27 protein-coding genes are annotated in these 14,529 nt (G+C 59.4%); all 27 read left to right on the top strand.

Annotated elements, in window-relative coordinates:
- The coding region (locus FB009_RS31170; RefSeq protein ID WP_018010126.1) for an EF-Tu C-terminal domain-related protein at window positions 1–95 on the top strand (95 nt) is incomplete at its 5' end.
- 141 nt (window positions 96–236) lie between these two features.
- Window positions 237–545, top strand: coding sequence for a 30S ribosomal protein S10 (rpsJ, locus tag FB009_RS31165; RefSeq protein WP_003507767.1), 309 nt, complete (start codon window positions 237–239; stop codon window positions 543–545).
- 122 nt (window positions 546–667) lie between these two features.
- Window positions 668–1,354, top strand: a complete 687-nt coding sequence (rplC, locus tag FB009_RS31160) for a 50S ribosomal protein L3 (RefSeq protein WP_011975171.1) — start codon at window positions 668–670, stop codon at window positions 1,352–1,354.
- A 12-nt stretch (window positions 1,355–1,366) separates the two neighbouring features.
- Window positions 1,367–1,987 (top strand): 50S ribosomal protein L4, encoded by a 621-nt coding sequence (rplD, locus tag FB009_RS31155; protein ID WP_011975172.1) that lies wholly within the window; start codon window positions 1,367–1,369, stop codon window positions 1,985–1,987.
- A complete protein-coding gene (locus FB009_RS31150) occupies window positions 1,984–2,277 on the top strand; it encodes a 50S ribosomal protein L23 (protein WP_003536621.1) in 294 nt (97 codons plus the stop codon). Before rplD ends, FB009_RS31150 begins: the two co-directional genes overlap by 4 nt.
- Before the next feature lie 44 nt (window positions 2,278–2,321).
- Entirely contained in the window at window positions 2,322–3,158 is an 837-nt protein-coding gene (rplB, locus tag FB009_RS31145) for a 50S ribosomal protein L2 (protein WP_003536619.1), read from the top strand.
- 15 nt (window positions 3,159–3,173) lie between these two features.
- Complete coding sequence (rpsS, locus tag FB009_RS31140; RefSeq protein ID WP_002964358.1) at window positions 3,174–3,452, top strand: 30S ribosomal protein S19; 279 nt, start codon at window positions 3,174–3,176, stop codon at window positions 3,450–3,452.
- Between the two features lie 2 nt (window positions 3,453–3,454).
- The gene (gene rplV / locus FB009_RS31135) at window positions 3,455–3,844 is read left to right on the top strand and encodes a 50S ribosomal protein L22 (protein ID WP_011975173.1); all 390 of its coding nucleotides are present in this window, start codon (window positions 3,455–3,457) and stop codon (window positions 3,842–3,844) included.
- Complete coding sequence (gene rpsC, locus FB009_RS31130; protein WP_011975174.1) at window positions 3,844–4,557, top strand: 30S ribosomal protein S3; 714 nt, start codon at window positions 3,844–3,846, stop codon at window positions 4,555–4,557. The genes rplV and rpsC overlap by 1 nt, the downstream gene beginning before the upstream one ends.
- 38 nt (window positions 4,558–4,595) lie before the next feature.
- Entirely contained in the window at window positions 4,596–5,009 is a 414-nt protein-coding gene (gene rplP / locus FB009_RS31125) for a 50S ribosomal protein L16 (protein WP_011975175.1), read from the top strand.
- Between the two features lie 12 nt (window positions 5,010–5,021).
- Complete coding sequence (gene rpmC / locus FB009_RS31120; RefSeq protein WP_011975176.1) at window positions 5,022–5,222, top strand: 50S ribosomal protein L29; 201 nt, start codon at window positions 5,022–5,024, stop codon at window positions 5,220–5,222.
- Window positions 5,223–5,235: 13 nt separating this feature from the next.
- Window positions 5,236–5,472 (top strand): 30S ribosomal protein S17, encoded by a 237-nt coding sequence (rpsQ, locus tag FB009_RS31115; protein ID WP_011975177.1) that lies wholly within the window; start codon window positions 5,236–5,238, stop codon window positions 5,470–5,472.
- 178 nt (window positions 5,473–5,650) lie between these two features.
- Entirely contained in the window at window positions 5,651–6,019 is a 369-nt protein-coding gene (gene rplN / locus FB009_RS31110; protein WP_003536525.1) for a 50S ribosomal protein L14, read from the top strand.
- A gap of 14 nt (window positions 6,020–6,033) precedes the next feature.
- On the top strand, window positions 6,034–6,345 hold the full coding sequence (gene rplX, locus FB009_RS31105; protein ID WP_011975178.1) for a 50S ribosomal protein L24: 312 nt from the start codon (window positions 6,034–6,036) through the stop codon (window positions 6,343–6,345).
- Complete coding sequence (gene rplE, locus FB009_RS31100) at window positions 6,338–6,895, top strand: 50S ribosomal protein L5 (RefSeq protein WP_011975179.1); 558 nt, start codon at window positions 6,338–6,340, stop codon at window positions 6,893–6,895. The genes rplX and rplE overlap by 8 nt, the downstream gene beginning before the upstream one ends.
- Before the next feature lie 34 nt (window positions 6,896–6,929).
- Window positions 6,930–7,235, top strand: coding sequence for a 30S ribosomal protein S14 (gene rpsN / locus FB009_RS31095; protein WP_011975180.1), 306 nt, complete (start codon window positions 6,930–6,932; stop codon window positions 7,233–7,235).
- A 12-nt stretch (window positions 7,236–7,247) separates the two neighbouring features.
- A complete protein-coding gene (rpsH, locus tag FB009_RS31090; RefSeq protein WP_011975181.1) occupies window positions 7,248–7,646 on the top strand; it encodes a 30S ribosomal protein S8 in 399 nt (132 codons plus the stop codon).
- 40 nt (window positions 7,647–7,686) lie between these two features.
- On the top strand, window positions 7,687–8,220 hold the full coding sequence (gene rplF, locus FB009_RS31085) for a 50S ribosomal protein L6 (protein ID WP_011975182.1): 534 nt from the start codon (window positions 7,687–7,689) through the stop codon (window positions 8,218–8,220).
- 12 nt (window positions 8,221–8,232) lie between these two features.
- Window positions 8,233–8,595, top strand: a complete 363-nt coding sequence (rplR, locus tag FB009_RS31080; protein ID WP_011975183.1) for a 50S ribosomal protein L18 — start codon at window positions 8,233–8,235, stop codon at window positions 8,593–8,595.
- A gap of 133 nt (window positions 8,596–8,728) precedes the next feature.
- A complete protein-coding gene (gene rpsE / locus FB009_RS31075; RefSeq protein WP_003536510.1) occupies window positions 8,729–9,298 on the top strand; it encodes a 30S ribosomal protein S5 in 570 nt (189 codons plus the stop codon).
- A gap of 12 nt (window positions 9,299–9,310) precedes the next feature.
- Window positions 9,311–9,514 (top strand): 50S ribosomal protein L30, encoded by a 204-nt coding sequence (gene rpmD, locus FB009_RS31070; protein WP_003536508.1) that lies wholly within the window; start codon window positions 9,311–9,313, stop codon window positions 9,512–9,514.
- Between the two features lie 13 nt (window positions 9,515–9,527).
- Complete coding sequence (gene rplO, locus FB009_RS31065) at window positions 9,528–9,998, top strand: 50S ribosomal protein L15 (protein ID WP_011975184.1); 471 nt, start codon at window positions 9,528–9,530, stop codon at window positions 9,996–9,998.
- Between the two features lie 235 nt (window positions 9,999–10,233).
- Complete coding sequence (gene secY, locus FB009_RS31060) at window positions 10,234–11,574, top strand: preprotein translocase subunit SecY (protein ID WP_011975185.1); 1,341 nt, start codon at window positions 10,234–10,236, stop codon at window positions 11,572–11,574.
- Entirely contained in the window at window positions 11,571–12,149 is a 579-nt protein-coding gene (locus tag FB009_RS31055) for an adenylate kinase (RefSeq protein ID WP_011975186.1), read from the top strand. The genes secY and FB009_RS31055 overlap by 4 nt, the downstream gene beginning before the upstream one ends.
- A 231-nt stretch (window positions 12,150–12,380) precedes the next feature.
- Window positions 12,381–12,749 (top strand): 30S ribosomal protein S13, encoded by a 369-nt coding sequence (rpsM, locus tag FB009_RS31050; RefSeq protein WP_011975187.1) that lies wholly within the window; start codon window positions 12,381–12,383, stop codon window positions 12,747–12,749.
- Window positions 12,750–12,981: 232 nt separating this feature from the next.
- Entirely contained in the window at window positions 12,982–13,371 is a 390-nt protein-coding gene (gene rpsK / locus FB009_RS31045; protein WP_003536496.1) for a 30S ribosomal protein S11, read from the top strand.
- 103 nt (window positions 13,372–13,474) lie between these two features.
- On the top strand, window positions 13,475–14,485 hold the full coding sequence (locus FB009_RS31040; protein ID WP_003536494.1) for a DNA-directed RNA polymerase subunit alpha: 1,011 nt from the start codon (window positions 13,475–13,477) through the stop codon (window positions 14,483–14,485).
- Window positions 14,486–14,529: the final 44 nt, after the last annotated feature.

The following is a 14,529-nucleotide window of genomic DNA, read 5'->3' as shown; positions in this document are numbered from 1 at the left end:
TCGTGCCGATCGCGATGGAAGAAAAGCTGCGCTTCGCTATCCGCGAAGGCGGCCGTACCGTCGGCGCAGGCATCGTCGCCTCCATCGTCGAGTAATAAGAAAACGGCTTGAGCCGTTTCGGCAGGGACATGGTCGGCCATGTCCCTGCGATTTTTGAAAAGAAGCGGCTAAGCAAACGAATACTTCAAGTGTGTGCCTCTTGAGCACACCGGAAAACACGAGCAAGGACAAGTCGAATGAACGGCCAGAATATCCGCATCCGCCTCAAGGCGTTTGATCACCGGATCCTCGATGCCTCCACGCGCGAAATCGTGTCGACGGCCAAGCGCACCGGTGCGAGTGTGCGCGGGCCCGTGCCGCTTCCGACCCGGATTGAGAAATTCACGGTCAACCGGTCGCCCCACGTCGACAAGAAGAGCCGCGAACAGTTCGAGATGCGCACGCACAAGCGTCTTCTCGATATTGTTGATCCGACCCCGCAGACGGTAGACGCGCTGATGAAGCTCGACCTCGCCGCCGGCGTCGACGTCGAGATCAAGCTGTAAGACCCGGCGCAAGCCGAAATAACAAGGAAGGTACGTGGAGTTTCTCCAACGGCTTCCAGGAACAGGAAACCGGAAGGTGCTTGAAGCGCCGGACGGGAACCCTAAACAAGAGGCGTGAACCGATGCGTTCAGGTGTGATTGCACAGAAGGTGGGAATGACCCGCGTCTACAACGACGCCGGCGAGCATATCCCGGTAACAGTATTGCGGCTGGAAAACTGCCAGGTAGTGGCCCAGCGCACGGAAGAGAAGAACGGTTATACCGCAGTTCAGCTGGGGGCCGGCCGTTCGAAGGTCAAGAATACGCCGAAGGCTATGCGCGGCCATTTCGCCGCTGCGAGCGTCGAGCCGAAGGCAAAGCTCGTCGAGTTCCGCGTAAGCGCCGACAACCTGATCGACATCGGCTCCGAGCTTACTGCGGGCCATTTCGTCGCCGGGCAGCTCGTGGACGTTACCGGCACCACTATCGGTAAGGGTTTTGCCGGCGCGATCAAGCGCCACAACTTCGGCGGCCTGCGTGCAACGCACGGCGTGTCCGTATCGCACCGTTCGCATGGTTCTACCGGTTCCAACCAGGACCCGGGCCGCGTTTGGAAGGGCAAGCGCATGGCTGGTCACATGGGCCAGACGCGCGTCACCACGCAGAACCTCGAAGTCGTATCGACCGACGAAGACCGCGGTCTTATCCTGGTCAAGGGTGCAGTTCCCGGCTCCAAGGGTTCCTGGATCGTCGTCCGTGACGCCATCAAGTCGGGTACTCCGGAAGGCGCACCGCGCCCTGCCGCAGTACGCGCCGCAGAATCCAAGTAAGGGAGCCGAATAATGGATCTCACCGTCAAAACCCTCGAGGGCAAGGACGCAGGAAAGGTTTCCCTTTCCGACGCCATTTTCGGTCTCGAGCCTCGTGAAGACATCATCGCCCGCGTCGTTCGCTGGCAGCTCGCAAAGCGCCAGCAGGGCACGCACAAGGCCAAGGGCCGTGCGGAAGTTTCCCGCACCGGCGCCAAGATGTACAAGCAGAAGGGTACGGGCCGCGCCCGCCACCATTCCGCTCGTGCTCCGCAGTTCCGCGGCGGCGGCAAGGCCCATGGGCCGGTTGTCCGCAGCCATGCGCACGATCTTCCGAAGAAGGTGCGTGCACTCGGCCTGCGTCATGCGCTGTCGGCCAAGCTGAAGGCCGAGGAGATCATCATCGTCGACGATCTCGTCGCCAACGAAGCAAAGACGAAGGCACTCGCCGGCGCGTTTGCATCGCTCGGCCTCACCAATGCCCTGATCATCGGCGGAGCCGAGATCGAGGGCAACTTCAAGCTCGCCGCGCAGAACATTCCGAATGTGGACGTTCTGCCGGTTCAGGGCATCAACGTTTACGACATTCTGCGCCGTGGCAAGCTCGTGCTTTCCAAGGCTGCTGTGGAAGCTCTGGAGGAGCGGTTCAAATGACGGATCTTCGCCACTACGACGTGATCGTGTCTCCCTCGATCACTGAAAAGTCGACGCTGGTCTCCGAACAGAACCAGGTCGTCTTCAATGTCGCCAAGGGTGCTTCGAAGCCTGAGATCAAGGCTGCCGTCGAAGCGCTGTTCGGCGTGAAGGTTACGGCCGTGAACACGCTCGTCCGCAAGGGCAAGCTGAAGCGCTTCCGCGGCTTCGCCGGAAAGCAGAAGGACGTGAAGAAGGCGATCGTTACGCTCGCCGACGGTCAGTCCATCGACGTTTCCACCGGTCTCTAACGGATAGGCCCATTTAGGGTAAAAACCCAAAAGGGAACAAGAAAATGGCATTGAAAAGTTTCAATCCGACGACGCCGAGCCAGCGTCAACTGGTTATCGTCAGCCGGGCTGGCCTCTACAAGGGCAAGCCGGTCAAGACGCTGACCGAGGGCCTGTCCTCCAAGGGCGGTCGCAACAACCTTGGCCGCATCACGGTTCGTTTTCAGGGCGGCGGTCACAAGCGGACCTATCGTCTGGTCGACTTCAAGCGTCGCAAGTTCGACGTCGAAGGGACCGTCGAGCGTCTGGAATACGATCCGAACCGCACGGCGTTCATCGCGCTAGTCAACTACGCTGACGGCGAGCAGGCCTACATCCTGGCGCCGCAGCGCCTGGCCGTCGGCGACAAGGTGATTGCCTCGGAGAAGGCCGTCGACGTCAAGCCCGGCAACGCGATGCCGCTGCAGTTCATTCCGGTCGGCTCCATCATCCACAACGTGGAAATGAAGCCGGGCAAGGGTGGGCAGATCGCCCGCTCCGCCGGAACCTACGCACAGCTCGTCGGCCGTGACCAGGGCATGGCGATCCTGCGCCTGAACTCGGGCGAGCAGCGCCTGGTGCACGGCTCTTGCCTCGCATCGATCGGTGCTGTATCGAACCCCGATCACGGCAACATCAATGACGGTAAGGCCGGTCGTTCGCGTTGGCGCGGCAAGCGCCCGCACGTTCGCGGCGTTGTCATGAACCCGGTCGACCACCCGCACGGCGGCGGTGAAGGCCGCACCTCCGGCGGTCGCCATCCGGTGACGCCATGGGGCAAGCCCACAAAGGGCAAGCGCACGCGCTCCAACAAGTCGACCGACAAGTTCATTATGCGCTCGCGTCATCAGCGCAAGAAGTAAGAGAGGAAGTCTCAAGTGGCTCGTTCAGTATGGAAAGGTCCGTTTGTTGACGGTTATCTTCTCAAGAAGGCTGAGAAGGTCCGCGAAGGCGGCCGCAACGAAGTGATCAAGATGTGGAGCCGTCGCTCCACGATCCTTCCGCAATTCGTCGGTCTGACCTTCGGCGTCTACAACGGCAACAAGCACGTTCCCGTCTCGGTGTCCGAGGAAATGGTCGGTCACAAGTTCGGTGAATTCGCTCCGACCCGGACCTATTACGGTCATGGTGCGGACAAGAAAGCGAAGAGGAAGTAACAATGGGCAAGGCAAAAGCCGAACGCCGGCTGAAGGATAATGAAGCGCAGGCCGTTGCGCGCACGATCCGCGTCAGCCCCCAGAAGCTCAACCTCGTTGCCGCGCTGATCCGCGGCAAGAAGGTGGATCGGGCTCTGGCCGAACTCGAATTCTCGCGCAAGCGTATTGCAGGTACCGTCAGGAAGACGCTTGAATCTGCCATCGCAAACGCTGAGAACAACCACGATCTCGACGTTGATTCGCTCATCGTCGCAGAAGCATTTGTCGGCAAGTCGATTGTGATGAAGCGCTTCCACGCTCGTGGTCGCGGCCGTGCATCGCGCGTCGAAAAGCCATTCGCGCACTTGACGATCGTTGTTCGTGAAGTGGAAGCCAAAGGGGAGGCCGCATAATGGGCCAGAAGATTAATCCGATCGGTTTCCGTCTCGGCATCAACCGGACCTGGGATAGCCGTTGGTTCGCGGATAACGCGGAATACGGCCAGCTTCTTCATGAAGACCTGAAGATTCGCGCCTACCTGATGGAAGAGCTGAAGGCGGCCGGCATTGCCAAGGTCGTGATCGAACGTCCGCACAAGAAGTGCCGCGTAACGATCCATTCGGCCCGTCCAGGCCTGATCATCGGCAAGAAGGGCGCCGACATCGAAAAGCTGCGCAAGAAGCTTTCCGAGATGACCAATTCGGAAACGCATCTCAACATTGTCGAAGTGCGCAAGCCGGAAGTCGACGCAACGCTCGTTGCGCAGTCGATCGCTCAGCAGCTCGAGCGCCGCGTAGCGTTCCGTCGTGCAATGAAGCGCGCCGTTCAGTCGGCGATGCGTCTCGGCGCCGAGGGCATCAAGATCACCTGCGCCGGCCGTCTTGGCGGTGCTGAAATCGCCCGTACCGAATGGTATCGTGAAGGCCGCGTTCCGCTTCATACGCTGCGCGCCGACATTGATTACGGTACGGCTGAAGCGGAAACCGCATTCGGTATCTGCGGTGTCAAGGTCTGGATCTTCAAGGGTGAAATCCTCGAGCACGATCCGATGGCTTCCGAGCGTCGCGCGACCGAGAGTGACAACCAGGGCGGTGGCGGCAGAGAGCGTCGCCGCGAGAACGCGTAACATTCGCGCGTGGCAGCCAATATCGGAGAAGTAAAAAAATGTTGCAGCCAAAGCGTACGAAGTATCGCAAGCAGTTCAAGGGGCGCATCAAGGGCGTCGCAAAGGGCGGCTCGGACCTGGCCTTCGGCGAATTCGGTCTGAAGGCTCAGGAGCCAAACCGCGTCAATGCTCGCGAGATCGAGGCGGCTCGCCGCGCGATCACCCGTCATATGAAGCGCGCCGGTCGCGTCTGGATCCGGGTATTCCCCGACGTTCCGGTCACGGCGAAACCTACCGAAGTCCGCATGGGTAAGGGTAAGGGTTCGGTCGAATACTGGGCATGCAAGGTCAAGCCCGGCCGCATGATGTTCGAGATCGACGGTGTCAGCGAAGAGCTCGCCCGCGAGGCGCTTCGCCTCGGCGCTGCCAAGCTCTCTGTCAAGACGCGCTTCGTGCAGCGTATCGCAGAGTAAGGAGTGAAGCTCATGAAAGCCGCAGATGTTCGCGCTCTGAGCGCCGACCAACTCAAGGAAGAGCTTGCCAAGCTGAAGAAAGAGCAGTTCAACCTGCGCTTCCAGAAGGCGACCGGCCAGCTCGAGAAGTCTTCGCGTATCGACGAGGTCCGCAAGGACATCGCACGCATCAAAACCATTGCCCGCCAGAAGGCGGCAGAAGCCAAGGCCTAAGGACCAGAACAATATGCCGAAACGCATTCTGCAGGGCACCGTCGTCAGCGACAAGAACGACAAGACCGTCGTCGTCCGGGTCGAGCGCCGCTTTGCGCACCCGATCCTTCAGAAGACTGTTCGTCGTTCCAAGAAGTACAAGGCTCACGACGAGAGCAACCAGTTCAAGGTCGGCGACCTCGTTTCCATCGAGGAATGCGCGCCGATTTCAAAGGATAAGCGCTGGACGGTCGTTTCCGCCCAGTCTTGAATTCTGCAGCTTTTGTCCGCCGGACCCTTGCGTCTCGGGCAAATATCTGTATGAAGCACGCAATTAAAGCCGAGGAACGCTCGAGTTCGAGCGTTCTTTTGCTTTGAGATGAGCACAATAAGCCGGGCGAGGGGGTTTCGACCCAACCGGCCTGGTAACAACAAGAAGGCGACCTGACATGATTCAGATGCAAACAAACCTCGACGTGGCGGATAATTCCGGCGCACGTCGTGTCATGTGCATCAAGGTGCTGGGCGGCTCCAAGCGTAAATACGCGTCGATCGGCGACATCATCGTCGTTTCGATCAAGGAAGCCATTCCGCGCGGCCGCGTGAAGAAGGGTGATGTCATGAAGGCTGTTGTCGTTCGCACCGCGAAGGACATCCGCCGTGCAGATGGCAGCGTCATCCGTTTCGACACCAACGCAGCCGTTCTCATCGACAACAAGAAAGAGCCCATCGGCACCCGTATCTTCGGACCGGTTCCGCGCGAACTTCGCGCCAAGAACCATATGAAGATCATCTCGCTGGCTCCGGAAGTACTCTAAGGGAGCGATCAGAGATGCAAAAGATTCGCAAAGGCGACAAGGTCGTCGTTCTGACCGGTAAGGACAAGGGCCGCACCGGCGAAGTCATTCAGGTCATGCCGAAGGAAGATCGGGCTGTCGTGCGCGGCGTGAACGTCGTGAAGCGTCACCAGCGCCAGACCCAGAACCAGGAAGCCGGCATTATCACCAAGGAAGCCCCGATCCACCTTTCGAACATCGCGATTGCCGATCCGAAGGACGGCAAGCCGACCCGAGTCGGTTTCAAGATCGACGGTGACAAGAAGGTCCGCGTGGCCAAGCGTTCGGGAGATGTGATCGATGGCTAAGTCCGCTTATGAGCCGCGGCTCAAGAAGGAATATGTAGAGCGCATCCGCAAGGCGATACAGGAGCAGTTCTCCTACGCCAACGAAATGCAGATCCCGCGCCTCGACAAGATCGTTATCAACATGGGTGTTGGCGAAGCGACCGGCGATTCCAAAAAGCCGACCGTCGCAGCTGCCGACCTCGCTGCGATTGCCGGCCAGAAGCCGGTAATCACCCGCGCTCGTAATTCCATCGCTGGCTTCAAGCTTCGCGAAGGCATGCCGATTGGTGCCAAGGTTACCCTGCGCGGCGTTCGGATGTATGAGTTCCTGGATCGTCTCATCAACATCGCGCTTCCGCGTGTTCGAGACTTCCGCGGCCTCAATCCGAAGTCCTTCGATGGTCGTGGCAATTTTGCCATGGGCATCAAGGAACACATTGTGTTCCCTGAGATCAACTACGACAAGGTTGATCAGATGTGGGGCATGGACATCATCGTTTGCACGACGGCAACTAACGACGACGAAGCGCGCGCTCTGCTTAAAGAGTTCAACTTCCCGTTCCGTCAGTAATCCGTAACGACAAGCGTAAAGAAGGATAACTGTTATGGCGAAAACGAGCGCAGTTGAAAAGAACAAGCGCCGCCGCAAACTGGTTGCCAACCATTCCGCCAAGCGTGCGGCTCTGAAGGCAACCATCATGAACCAGTCTTTGCCGATCGAAGAGCGGTTCAAGGCCACCCTCAAGCTGGCCGAACTGCCCCGCGATGGGTCCAAGACCCGCATCCGCAACCGTTGCGAAGTCACCGGTCGCCCACGCGCCTATTATCGCAAGCTGCGCATGTCGCGTATTGCGCTTCGCGAACTGGGCAATCTCGGCAAGGTGCCGGGTGTGGTCAAGTCGAGCTGGTAAGGAGACGGGTACATGGCAATGACTGATCCCTTGGGCGATATGCTCACCCGTATCCGCAACGGCGCTGCTCGCCGCAAGTCGAGCGTTTCCACGCCGGCTTCGAAGCTTCGCGCACGCGTTCTGGATGTCCTTCAGGCTGAAGGCTATATCCGCGGATACTCTGAAGTCGAATTCGGCAACGGCAAGGCCGAGCTGAGCATCGAACTGAAATACTACGAAGGCGCTTCCGTGATCCGTGAGATCGCACGCGTCTCCAAGCCGGGCCGCCGGGTCTATGTCTCGGTCAAGTCCATTCCGCAGGTCGCGAACGGCCTCGGCATCACCATCCTTTCGACTCCGAAGGGCGTGATGGCCGATCACCAGGCACGCGAACAGAATGTTGGTGGTGAGGTTCTTTGCTCGGTCTTCTAAGGCCGAGCAGGATCTCCATAGCGAACAGACAGGTATAAAAATGTCTCGTATCGGTAAAAAGCCCGTTCAGGTTCCGGCAGGCGTCACGGCTAACGTCGACGGCCAGAAGGTGACGGCAAAGGGCCCGAAGGGCGAACTGTTCTTCGTCGCAAATGACGAAGTTTCGGTGAAGCTCGAAAACAACACGGTTGTCGTTCAGCCGGTCAATGAGAGCAAGGATGCTCGCGCAAAGTGGGGCATGTCCCGCACGATGATCGAGAACATCCTCAAGGGCGTGAAGGACGGTTACGAGCGCAAGCTCGAAATCAACGGCGTTGGTTACCGCGCATCCATGCAGGGCAAGAACCTGCAGCTGGCGCTCGGCTTCAGCCACGACGTCGTTTACCAGACGCCGGAGGGCATCACGATCGCTGTGCCGAAGCCGACGGAAATCGTCGTCTCCGGAATCAACAAGCAGCAGGTCGGCCAGGTTGCCGCGGAGATCCGCGAGTACCGTGGCCCCGAGCCCTACAAGGGCAAGGGTGTCAAGTATGCCGAAGAGCGGATCGTCCGCAAAGAAGGCAAGAAGAAGTAAGGATCACGCGAAATGGCTAGCAGGAAAGATACTCTTGTGCGTCGCGCCAGCCGCGTGCGCCGTCAAATCAAGGCGGTTGCCAACGGCCGCCCGCGCCTGTCGGTTCATCGCTCGTCGAAGAACATCTATGCGCAGATCATCGATGATGTTGCCGGCAAGACGATTGCCTCGGCATCGACTCTCGACACGGATCTGCGTTTTTCGCTGAAGACCGGCGCTGATACCGAAGCCGCTACGGCTGTCGGCAAGCTCCTGGCGGAGCGTGCTTCCAAGGCGGGCGTCAAGGACGTTGTCTTTGACCGTGGCGCCTTCATCTACCACGGCCGCATCAAGGCGCTGGCCGAGGCAGCTCGCGAAGGCGGCCTGAACTTCTAAGGTTCTACGCCCGGGCAGCAATGCCCGGGCGTAACCCGGCTTCGCACATCCCCGGCCGCTTCGATTTCCAAGGAAGTGAGGCGGCTTTCGTCAATCTGCCGATTGCACCCGGAAAAGAAAAAGGAAGAGGACAATGGCACAAGAAAGAAGAGGTTCTCGCGAAGATCGCCAGAACCGCGAAGAGCGCGACAGCGAATTCGTCGACAAGCTCGTCGCTATCAACCGCGTCGCCAAGGTGGTGAAGGGCGGTCGCCGTTTCGGTTTCGCCGCTCTCGTCGTCGTGGGCGACCAGAAGGGCCGTGTCGGCTTCGGCCATGGTAAGGCACGTGAAGTGCCGGAAGCCATCCGCAAGGCAACGGAAGCCGCCAAGCGCGATCTGATTTTCGTACCGCTTCGCGGTGGCCGCACTCTGCATCACGACGTTCACGGCCGTCATGGAGCCGGCAAGGTGCTGCTGCGCTCGGCCAAGCCCGGTACCGGTATCATCGCCGGCGGTCCAATGCGCGCCGTCTTCGAGACGCTCGGCGTTCATGACGTCGTAGCCAAGTCGACCGGTTCGTCAAACCCCTACAACATGGTTCGCGCAACCTTCGACGCGCTCAAGAACCAGATGCACCCGAAGGACATCGCGGCACAGCGCGGCATGAAGTACGCCACGCTCCAGTCCCGTCGCGTTTCCGCCGGCGTTGCTTCCGAAGAATAAGGGAGCTGACAGATGGCTAAGAAGGAAGTTGCCAAGAAGACGGTTACCGTCGAGCAGATCGGTAGCCCCATTCGCCGTCCGGCCGTGCAGCGTCAGACGCTCGTCGGCCTGGGCCTCAACAAGATGCACCGGGTACGCACGCTGGAAGACACTCCAGCCGTTCGCGGCATGATCCGGGCCGTCCAGCACCTCGTTCGCGTCGTCGACGAGAAGTGAGGGGGATCGAACTATGAAACTGAATGAAATCAAGGACAACGAAGGCGCGACCAAGAACCGCAAGCGTCTCGGCCGTGGCATTGGCTCCGGCTCCGGCAAGACCGCCGGTCGTGGTGTGAAGGGTCAGAAGGCGCGCTCGGGCGTTTCGATCAATGGCTTCGAAGGCGGTCAGATGCCCATCTACCGTCGCCTCCCGAAGCGCGGCTTCAACAACATCTTCGCTTCGGAGTTTGTTGTCGTGTCGCTCGGCCGTATCCAGGCCGCGGTCGATGCCAAGAAGCTGGATGCATCGAAGACCGTCGATGCTGCCGCTCTCAAGGCCGCCGGCGTTATCCGCCGCGTCAAGGATGGCGTCCGCGTCCTCGCTGACGGCGAACTGAAGGCGAAGGTTTCGCTTGAAGTTGCAGGTGCTTCCAAGCCGGCGATCGAGAAGATCGAGAAGGCCGGCGGCTCCATCAAGCTGCTTTCCGCAGCCGCGGAATAAATATGACTGATGAACCGCCCGGGGTGCTTCACGCCGGGCGGTTTTGCTCCCATATGTGAGCCTCACGTCCAAGCGCAGCGAATCGCCTGCCGCGACGGGACACAACGGAAACCACGGTGAGGCATCCGATTGCAGCGACAATCGCCTCGCGCCAGGTTTTCAACGACGAAAACTGATTCCATCCGGAACGAGCGGGTTTGCCCGCGTTTCCGAGACTTGGTACGCGGAGAATTGCATGGCTTCTGCAGCGGAACAGCTCGCCTCGAACCTGAATTTTTCGACTTTCGCCAAGGCGGAAGATCTGAAGAAGCGGCTCTGGTTCACCCTTGGTGCGCTTCTGGTCTATCGACTTGGCACCTATATTCCGTTGCCGGGCCTTAATCCGGATGCATTCGCACAGGCGTTCCAGGGACAGTCGGCGGGCATTCTCGGCCTGTTCAACATGTTCTCGGGCGGCGCAGTCGAGCGCATGGCTATCTTCGCGCTCGGCATCATGCCCTATATCTCCGCCTCCATTATCGTGCAGCTCATGACCTCGGTCGTTCCGGCGCTCGAGCAGCTGAAAAAGGAAGGCGAGCAGGGTCGTAAGGTCATCAATCAGTACACCCGCTACGGCACGGTGCTCCTGGGCGCGATGCAGGCCTACGGGATTGCCGTCGGGCTCGAAAGCGGCAGCGGCCTCGTGAACGATCCGGGTTGGTTCTTCCGGATTTCGACCGTAATTTCGCTTCTCGGCGGCACGATGTTCCTGATGTGGCTTGGTGAGCAGATCACGTCGCGCGGCATCGGCAACGGCATTTCACTGATCATCTTTGCCGGTATCGTCGCCGCTCTGCCTTCGGCACTTGCCGGCACGCTTGAGTTGGGCCGCACCGGAGCGCTGTCGACGCCTCTGATCCTGGCGATCATCGTCATGGTCGTCGCCGTGATTGCGCTGATCGTCTTTGTCGAGCGCGCGCAGCGCCGCCTGTTGATCCAGTATCCGAAGCGTCAGGTCGGCAACCGGATGTTCCAAGGCGACACGTCGCACCTGCCGTTGAAGCTCAACACATCCGGCGTGATCCCGGCGATCTTCGCATCGTCGCTGCTCCTGCTGCCCGCTACGCTTGCCGGTTTCGCCAACAGCGCGACCATGCCGGGTTGGGCGACGACGATCGTCGGCGCGCTGGCGCACGGCCAGCCTCTCTACATGTTTCTTTACGGTGCGATGATCGCGTTCTTTGCCTTCTTCTATACGGCGATCGTGTTCAATCCGAAGGACACAGCCGACAATCTAAAGAAGCACGGCGGGTTTATTCCAGGCATTCGCCCAGGTGAACGCACTGCCGAATACATCGACTACGTATTGACGCGTATCACCGTCGTCGGCGCAATCTACCTGATCTTCGTCTGCATCCTGCCTGAGATCCTCATCTCGCAGACCGGCGTGCCGTTCTACCTTGGTGGTACGTCGCTTTTGATTGTTGTCAGCGTGACCCTCGATACGGTAGCACAGATCCAGGGTCACCTCATCGCTCAGCAATATGAGGGGCTGATCAAGAAGTCGAAGCTGCGCGGAGGAAAGAGGGGACGATGAGACTGATATTTTTGGGACCGCCGGGCGCTGGCAAGGGAACTCAGGCCAAGCATCTGACGGAGAGATATGGTATTCCGCAGCTTTCCACGGGGGATATGTTGCGGGCGGCCGTAGCTCAGGCGACCGAAGTCGGTAAGCGGGCGAAAGCCGTCATGGATGCCGGCCAGCTCGTTTCCGACGAAATCGTCAATGAGATCGTCTCGGATCGCATCGATGCACCAGACTGCGCCAAGGGCTTCATTCTGGACGGCTATCCTCGGACGGTCCCGCAGGCCGTCGCGCTCGATCGGATGCTTGAAGAAAAGAACCTCAAACTTGATGCTGTCATCGAGTTGAAAGTGGATGAGGCGGCCCTTGTGCGGCGTATGGAGAATCGCGTAGCCGAGACAGTGGCTGCCGGCGGCACGGTGCGTTCCGACGACAACCCGGAAGCATTCCGGCGCCGTCTCCAGGAATACCGGGAAAAGACCGCGCCGCTTTCGGAGCATTACGCCCGAACTGGTCGGTTGAAGACCGTGGACGGCATGGCGGATGTGAAGACGGTCACCGCCGAGATCGAGAAGATTCTGGCATAGGCTTGGCCATTGCCAAAATGGAAGCGTCTGGGGAGTTGACTTTTCCGGCCGATTCCTCCAAAGACTGCGTCAACTCGCGACATGAGAAGCGATCGGCGCGGTCTTCAAAGAAATGAAGTCCGGGTACGGTCGTTTTTGACGTGTCTCGAACCTCAATCAACGTGCGGCTCATAAGGTCGCGTAACGAAGCACCTATTGCCGGATGGCAACTGGAACGCAAGGAGAATAGACGTGGCACGTATCGCTGGCGTCAACATCCCGACCGCAAAGCGCGTCGTCATCGCGCTGACGTATATTCACGGGATCGGCACGAAATTCGCACAGGAAATCGTCGAAAAGGTTGGTATTCCGGCCGAACGTCGTGTGCATCAGTTGACGGATGCTGAAGTCCTTCAGATCCGTGAAACGATCGACCGCGACTATCAGGTTGAGGGCGACCTGCGTCGCGAGACCTCGATGAACATCAAGCGTCTGATGGATCTTGGCTGCTATCGCGGTCTTCGCCATCGTCGCGGCCTGCCGGTGCGCGGTCAGCGCACGCACACCAATGCCCGCACCCGCAAGGGTCCGGCAAAGGCGATCGCCGGCAAGAAGAAGTAATTTCCCGAAAAGGGGAAATGGGAGGCTGGCGCACGCGCCGGCCTCCTTTTTGCAGTTTGGGAAGGGCACCCGTCCGACCGTCGCGGCAGCCGCCAACGGCTCCGCGAAATGCGTGTCAAGCCGGAATGCCGGCTGACGCGAAATTGAAAGATGCAGGGCAGGGGATGACCAATCCTTTTCCCGGTGGAGCCGCTGGAATTACGGCGGTGCAGAGATCTAAGAAAGGGATCCTATGGCCAAGGAAGCCACCCGCGTTCGCCGTCGCGAGCGCAAAAATATTACGTCTGGCGTCGCACACGTCAATTCGTCGTTCAACAACACGATGATCACCATCACCGACGCGCAGGGCAATGCCATTGCCTGGTCGTCGGCCGGCGCGAAGGGTTTCAAGGGTTCGCGCAAGTCGACCCCGTTCGCTGCGCAGATCGCCGCTGAAGACTGCGCCAAAAAGGCACAGGAACACGGCATGAAGTCGCTGGAAGTGGAAGTTTGCGGTCCGGGTTCCGGCCGTGAGTCCGCTCTTCGTGCGCTCCAGGCTGCGGGTTTCATGATCACGTCCATCCGCGACGTGACCCCGATCCCGCACAATGGTTGCCGCCCGCGCAAGAAGCGTCGCGTCTGATCATCTGTATTCAACATTCCGGTGAGGACGTCGCGATGTCCTCCCGGTCTTCGGGGCTCGGTTGTCACGATTGGATGGTGGCAACGAACGGAAGGCAGAAAACATGATCCAGAAAAATTGGCAGGAATTGATCAAGCCGAACAAGGTGGAGTTCGCCTCCTCCGGCCGCACCAAGGCAACGTTGGTAGCGGAACCGCTTGAGCGGGGCTTTGGTCTGACGCTCGGCAACGCGCTTCGTCGCGTGCTTTTGTCGTCGCTGCGCGGTGCCGCTGTAACCGCGGTTCAGATCGACGGCGTATTGCATGAGTTCTCTTCTATCCCGGGCGTCCGGGAAGACGTGACCGACATCGTGCTCAACATCAAGGAAATCGCCATCAAGATGGATGGCGACGACGCGAAGCGCATGGTCGTGCGCAAGCAGGGCCCTGGCGTTGTTACCGCCGGTGACATTCAGACGGTTGGCGATATCGAGATCCTCAACCCGAACCACGTGATCTGCACGCTCGACGAGGGCGCGGAAATCCGCATGGAGTTCACCGTCAATAACGGCAAGGGCTATGTACCGGCTGACCGTAACCGCTCGGAAGACGCGCCGATCGGGCTCATTCCGGTGGATAGCCTGTACTCTCCGGTCAAGAAGGTCTCCTACAAGGTGGAAAACACCCGTGAAGGCCAGGTTCTCGACTATGACAAGCTGACGATGTCCATCGAGACCGATGGCTCCGTCACGGGCGAAGATGCGATCGCGTTCGCGGCCCGCATCCTTCAGGACCAGCTGTCGGTCTTCGTTAACTTCGACGAGCCGCAGAAGGAAACCGAGGAAGAGGCGGTCACCGAACTCGCCTTCAATCCGGCGCTTCTCAAGAAGGTCGACGAACTGGAGCTTTCCGTCCGCTCGGCCAACTGCCTGAAGAACGACAACATCGTCTATATCGGCGACCTCATTCAGAAGACCGAAGCAGAAATGCTCCGCACGCCGAATTTTGGTCGCAAGTCGCTCAACGAGATCAAGGAAGTTCTCGCTTCCATGGGCCTGCATCTCGGCATGGAAGTGCCGTCCTGGCCGCCGGAGAACATCGAAGATCTCGCCAAGCGATACGAAGACCAATATTAACCGTTTTAGACTGCAGGCGGATGCCTGCAAGTAAAGGAGAATAG

The organism is Sinorhizobium medicae (assembly GCF_007827695.1).
In the GTDB taxonomy this organism is placed as follows: Bacteria; Pseudomonadota; Alphaproteobacteria; order Rhizobiales; family Rhizobiaceae; genus Sinorhizobium; species Sinorhizobium medicae.
The sequence above is the reverse complement of the archived record's forward strand: the minus strand, read 5'-3'. Positions and strand labels throughout refer to the sequence as shown.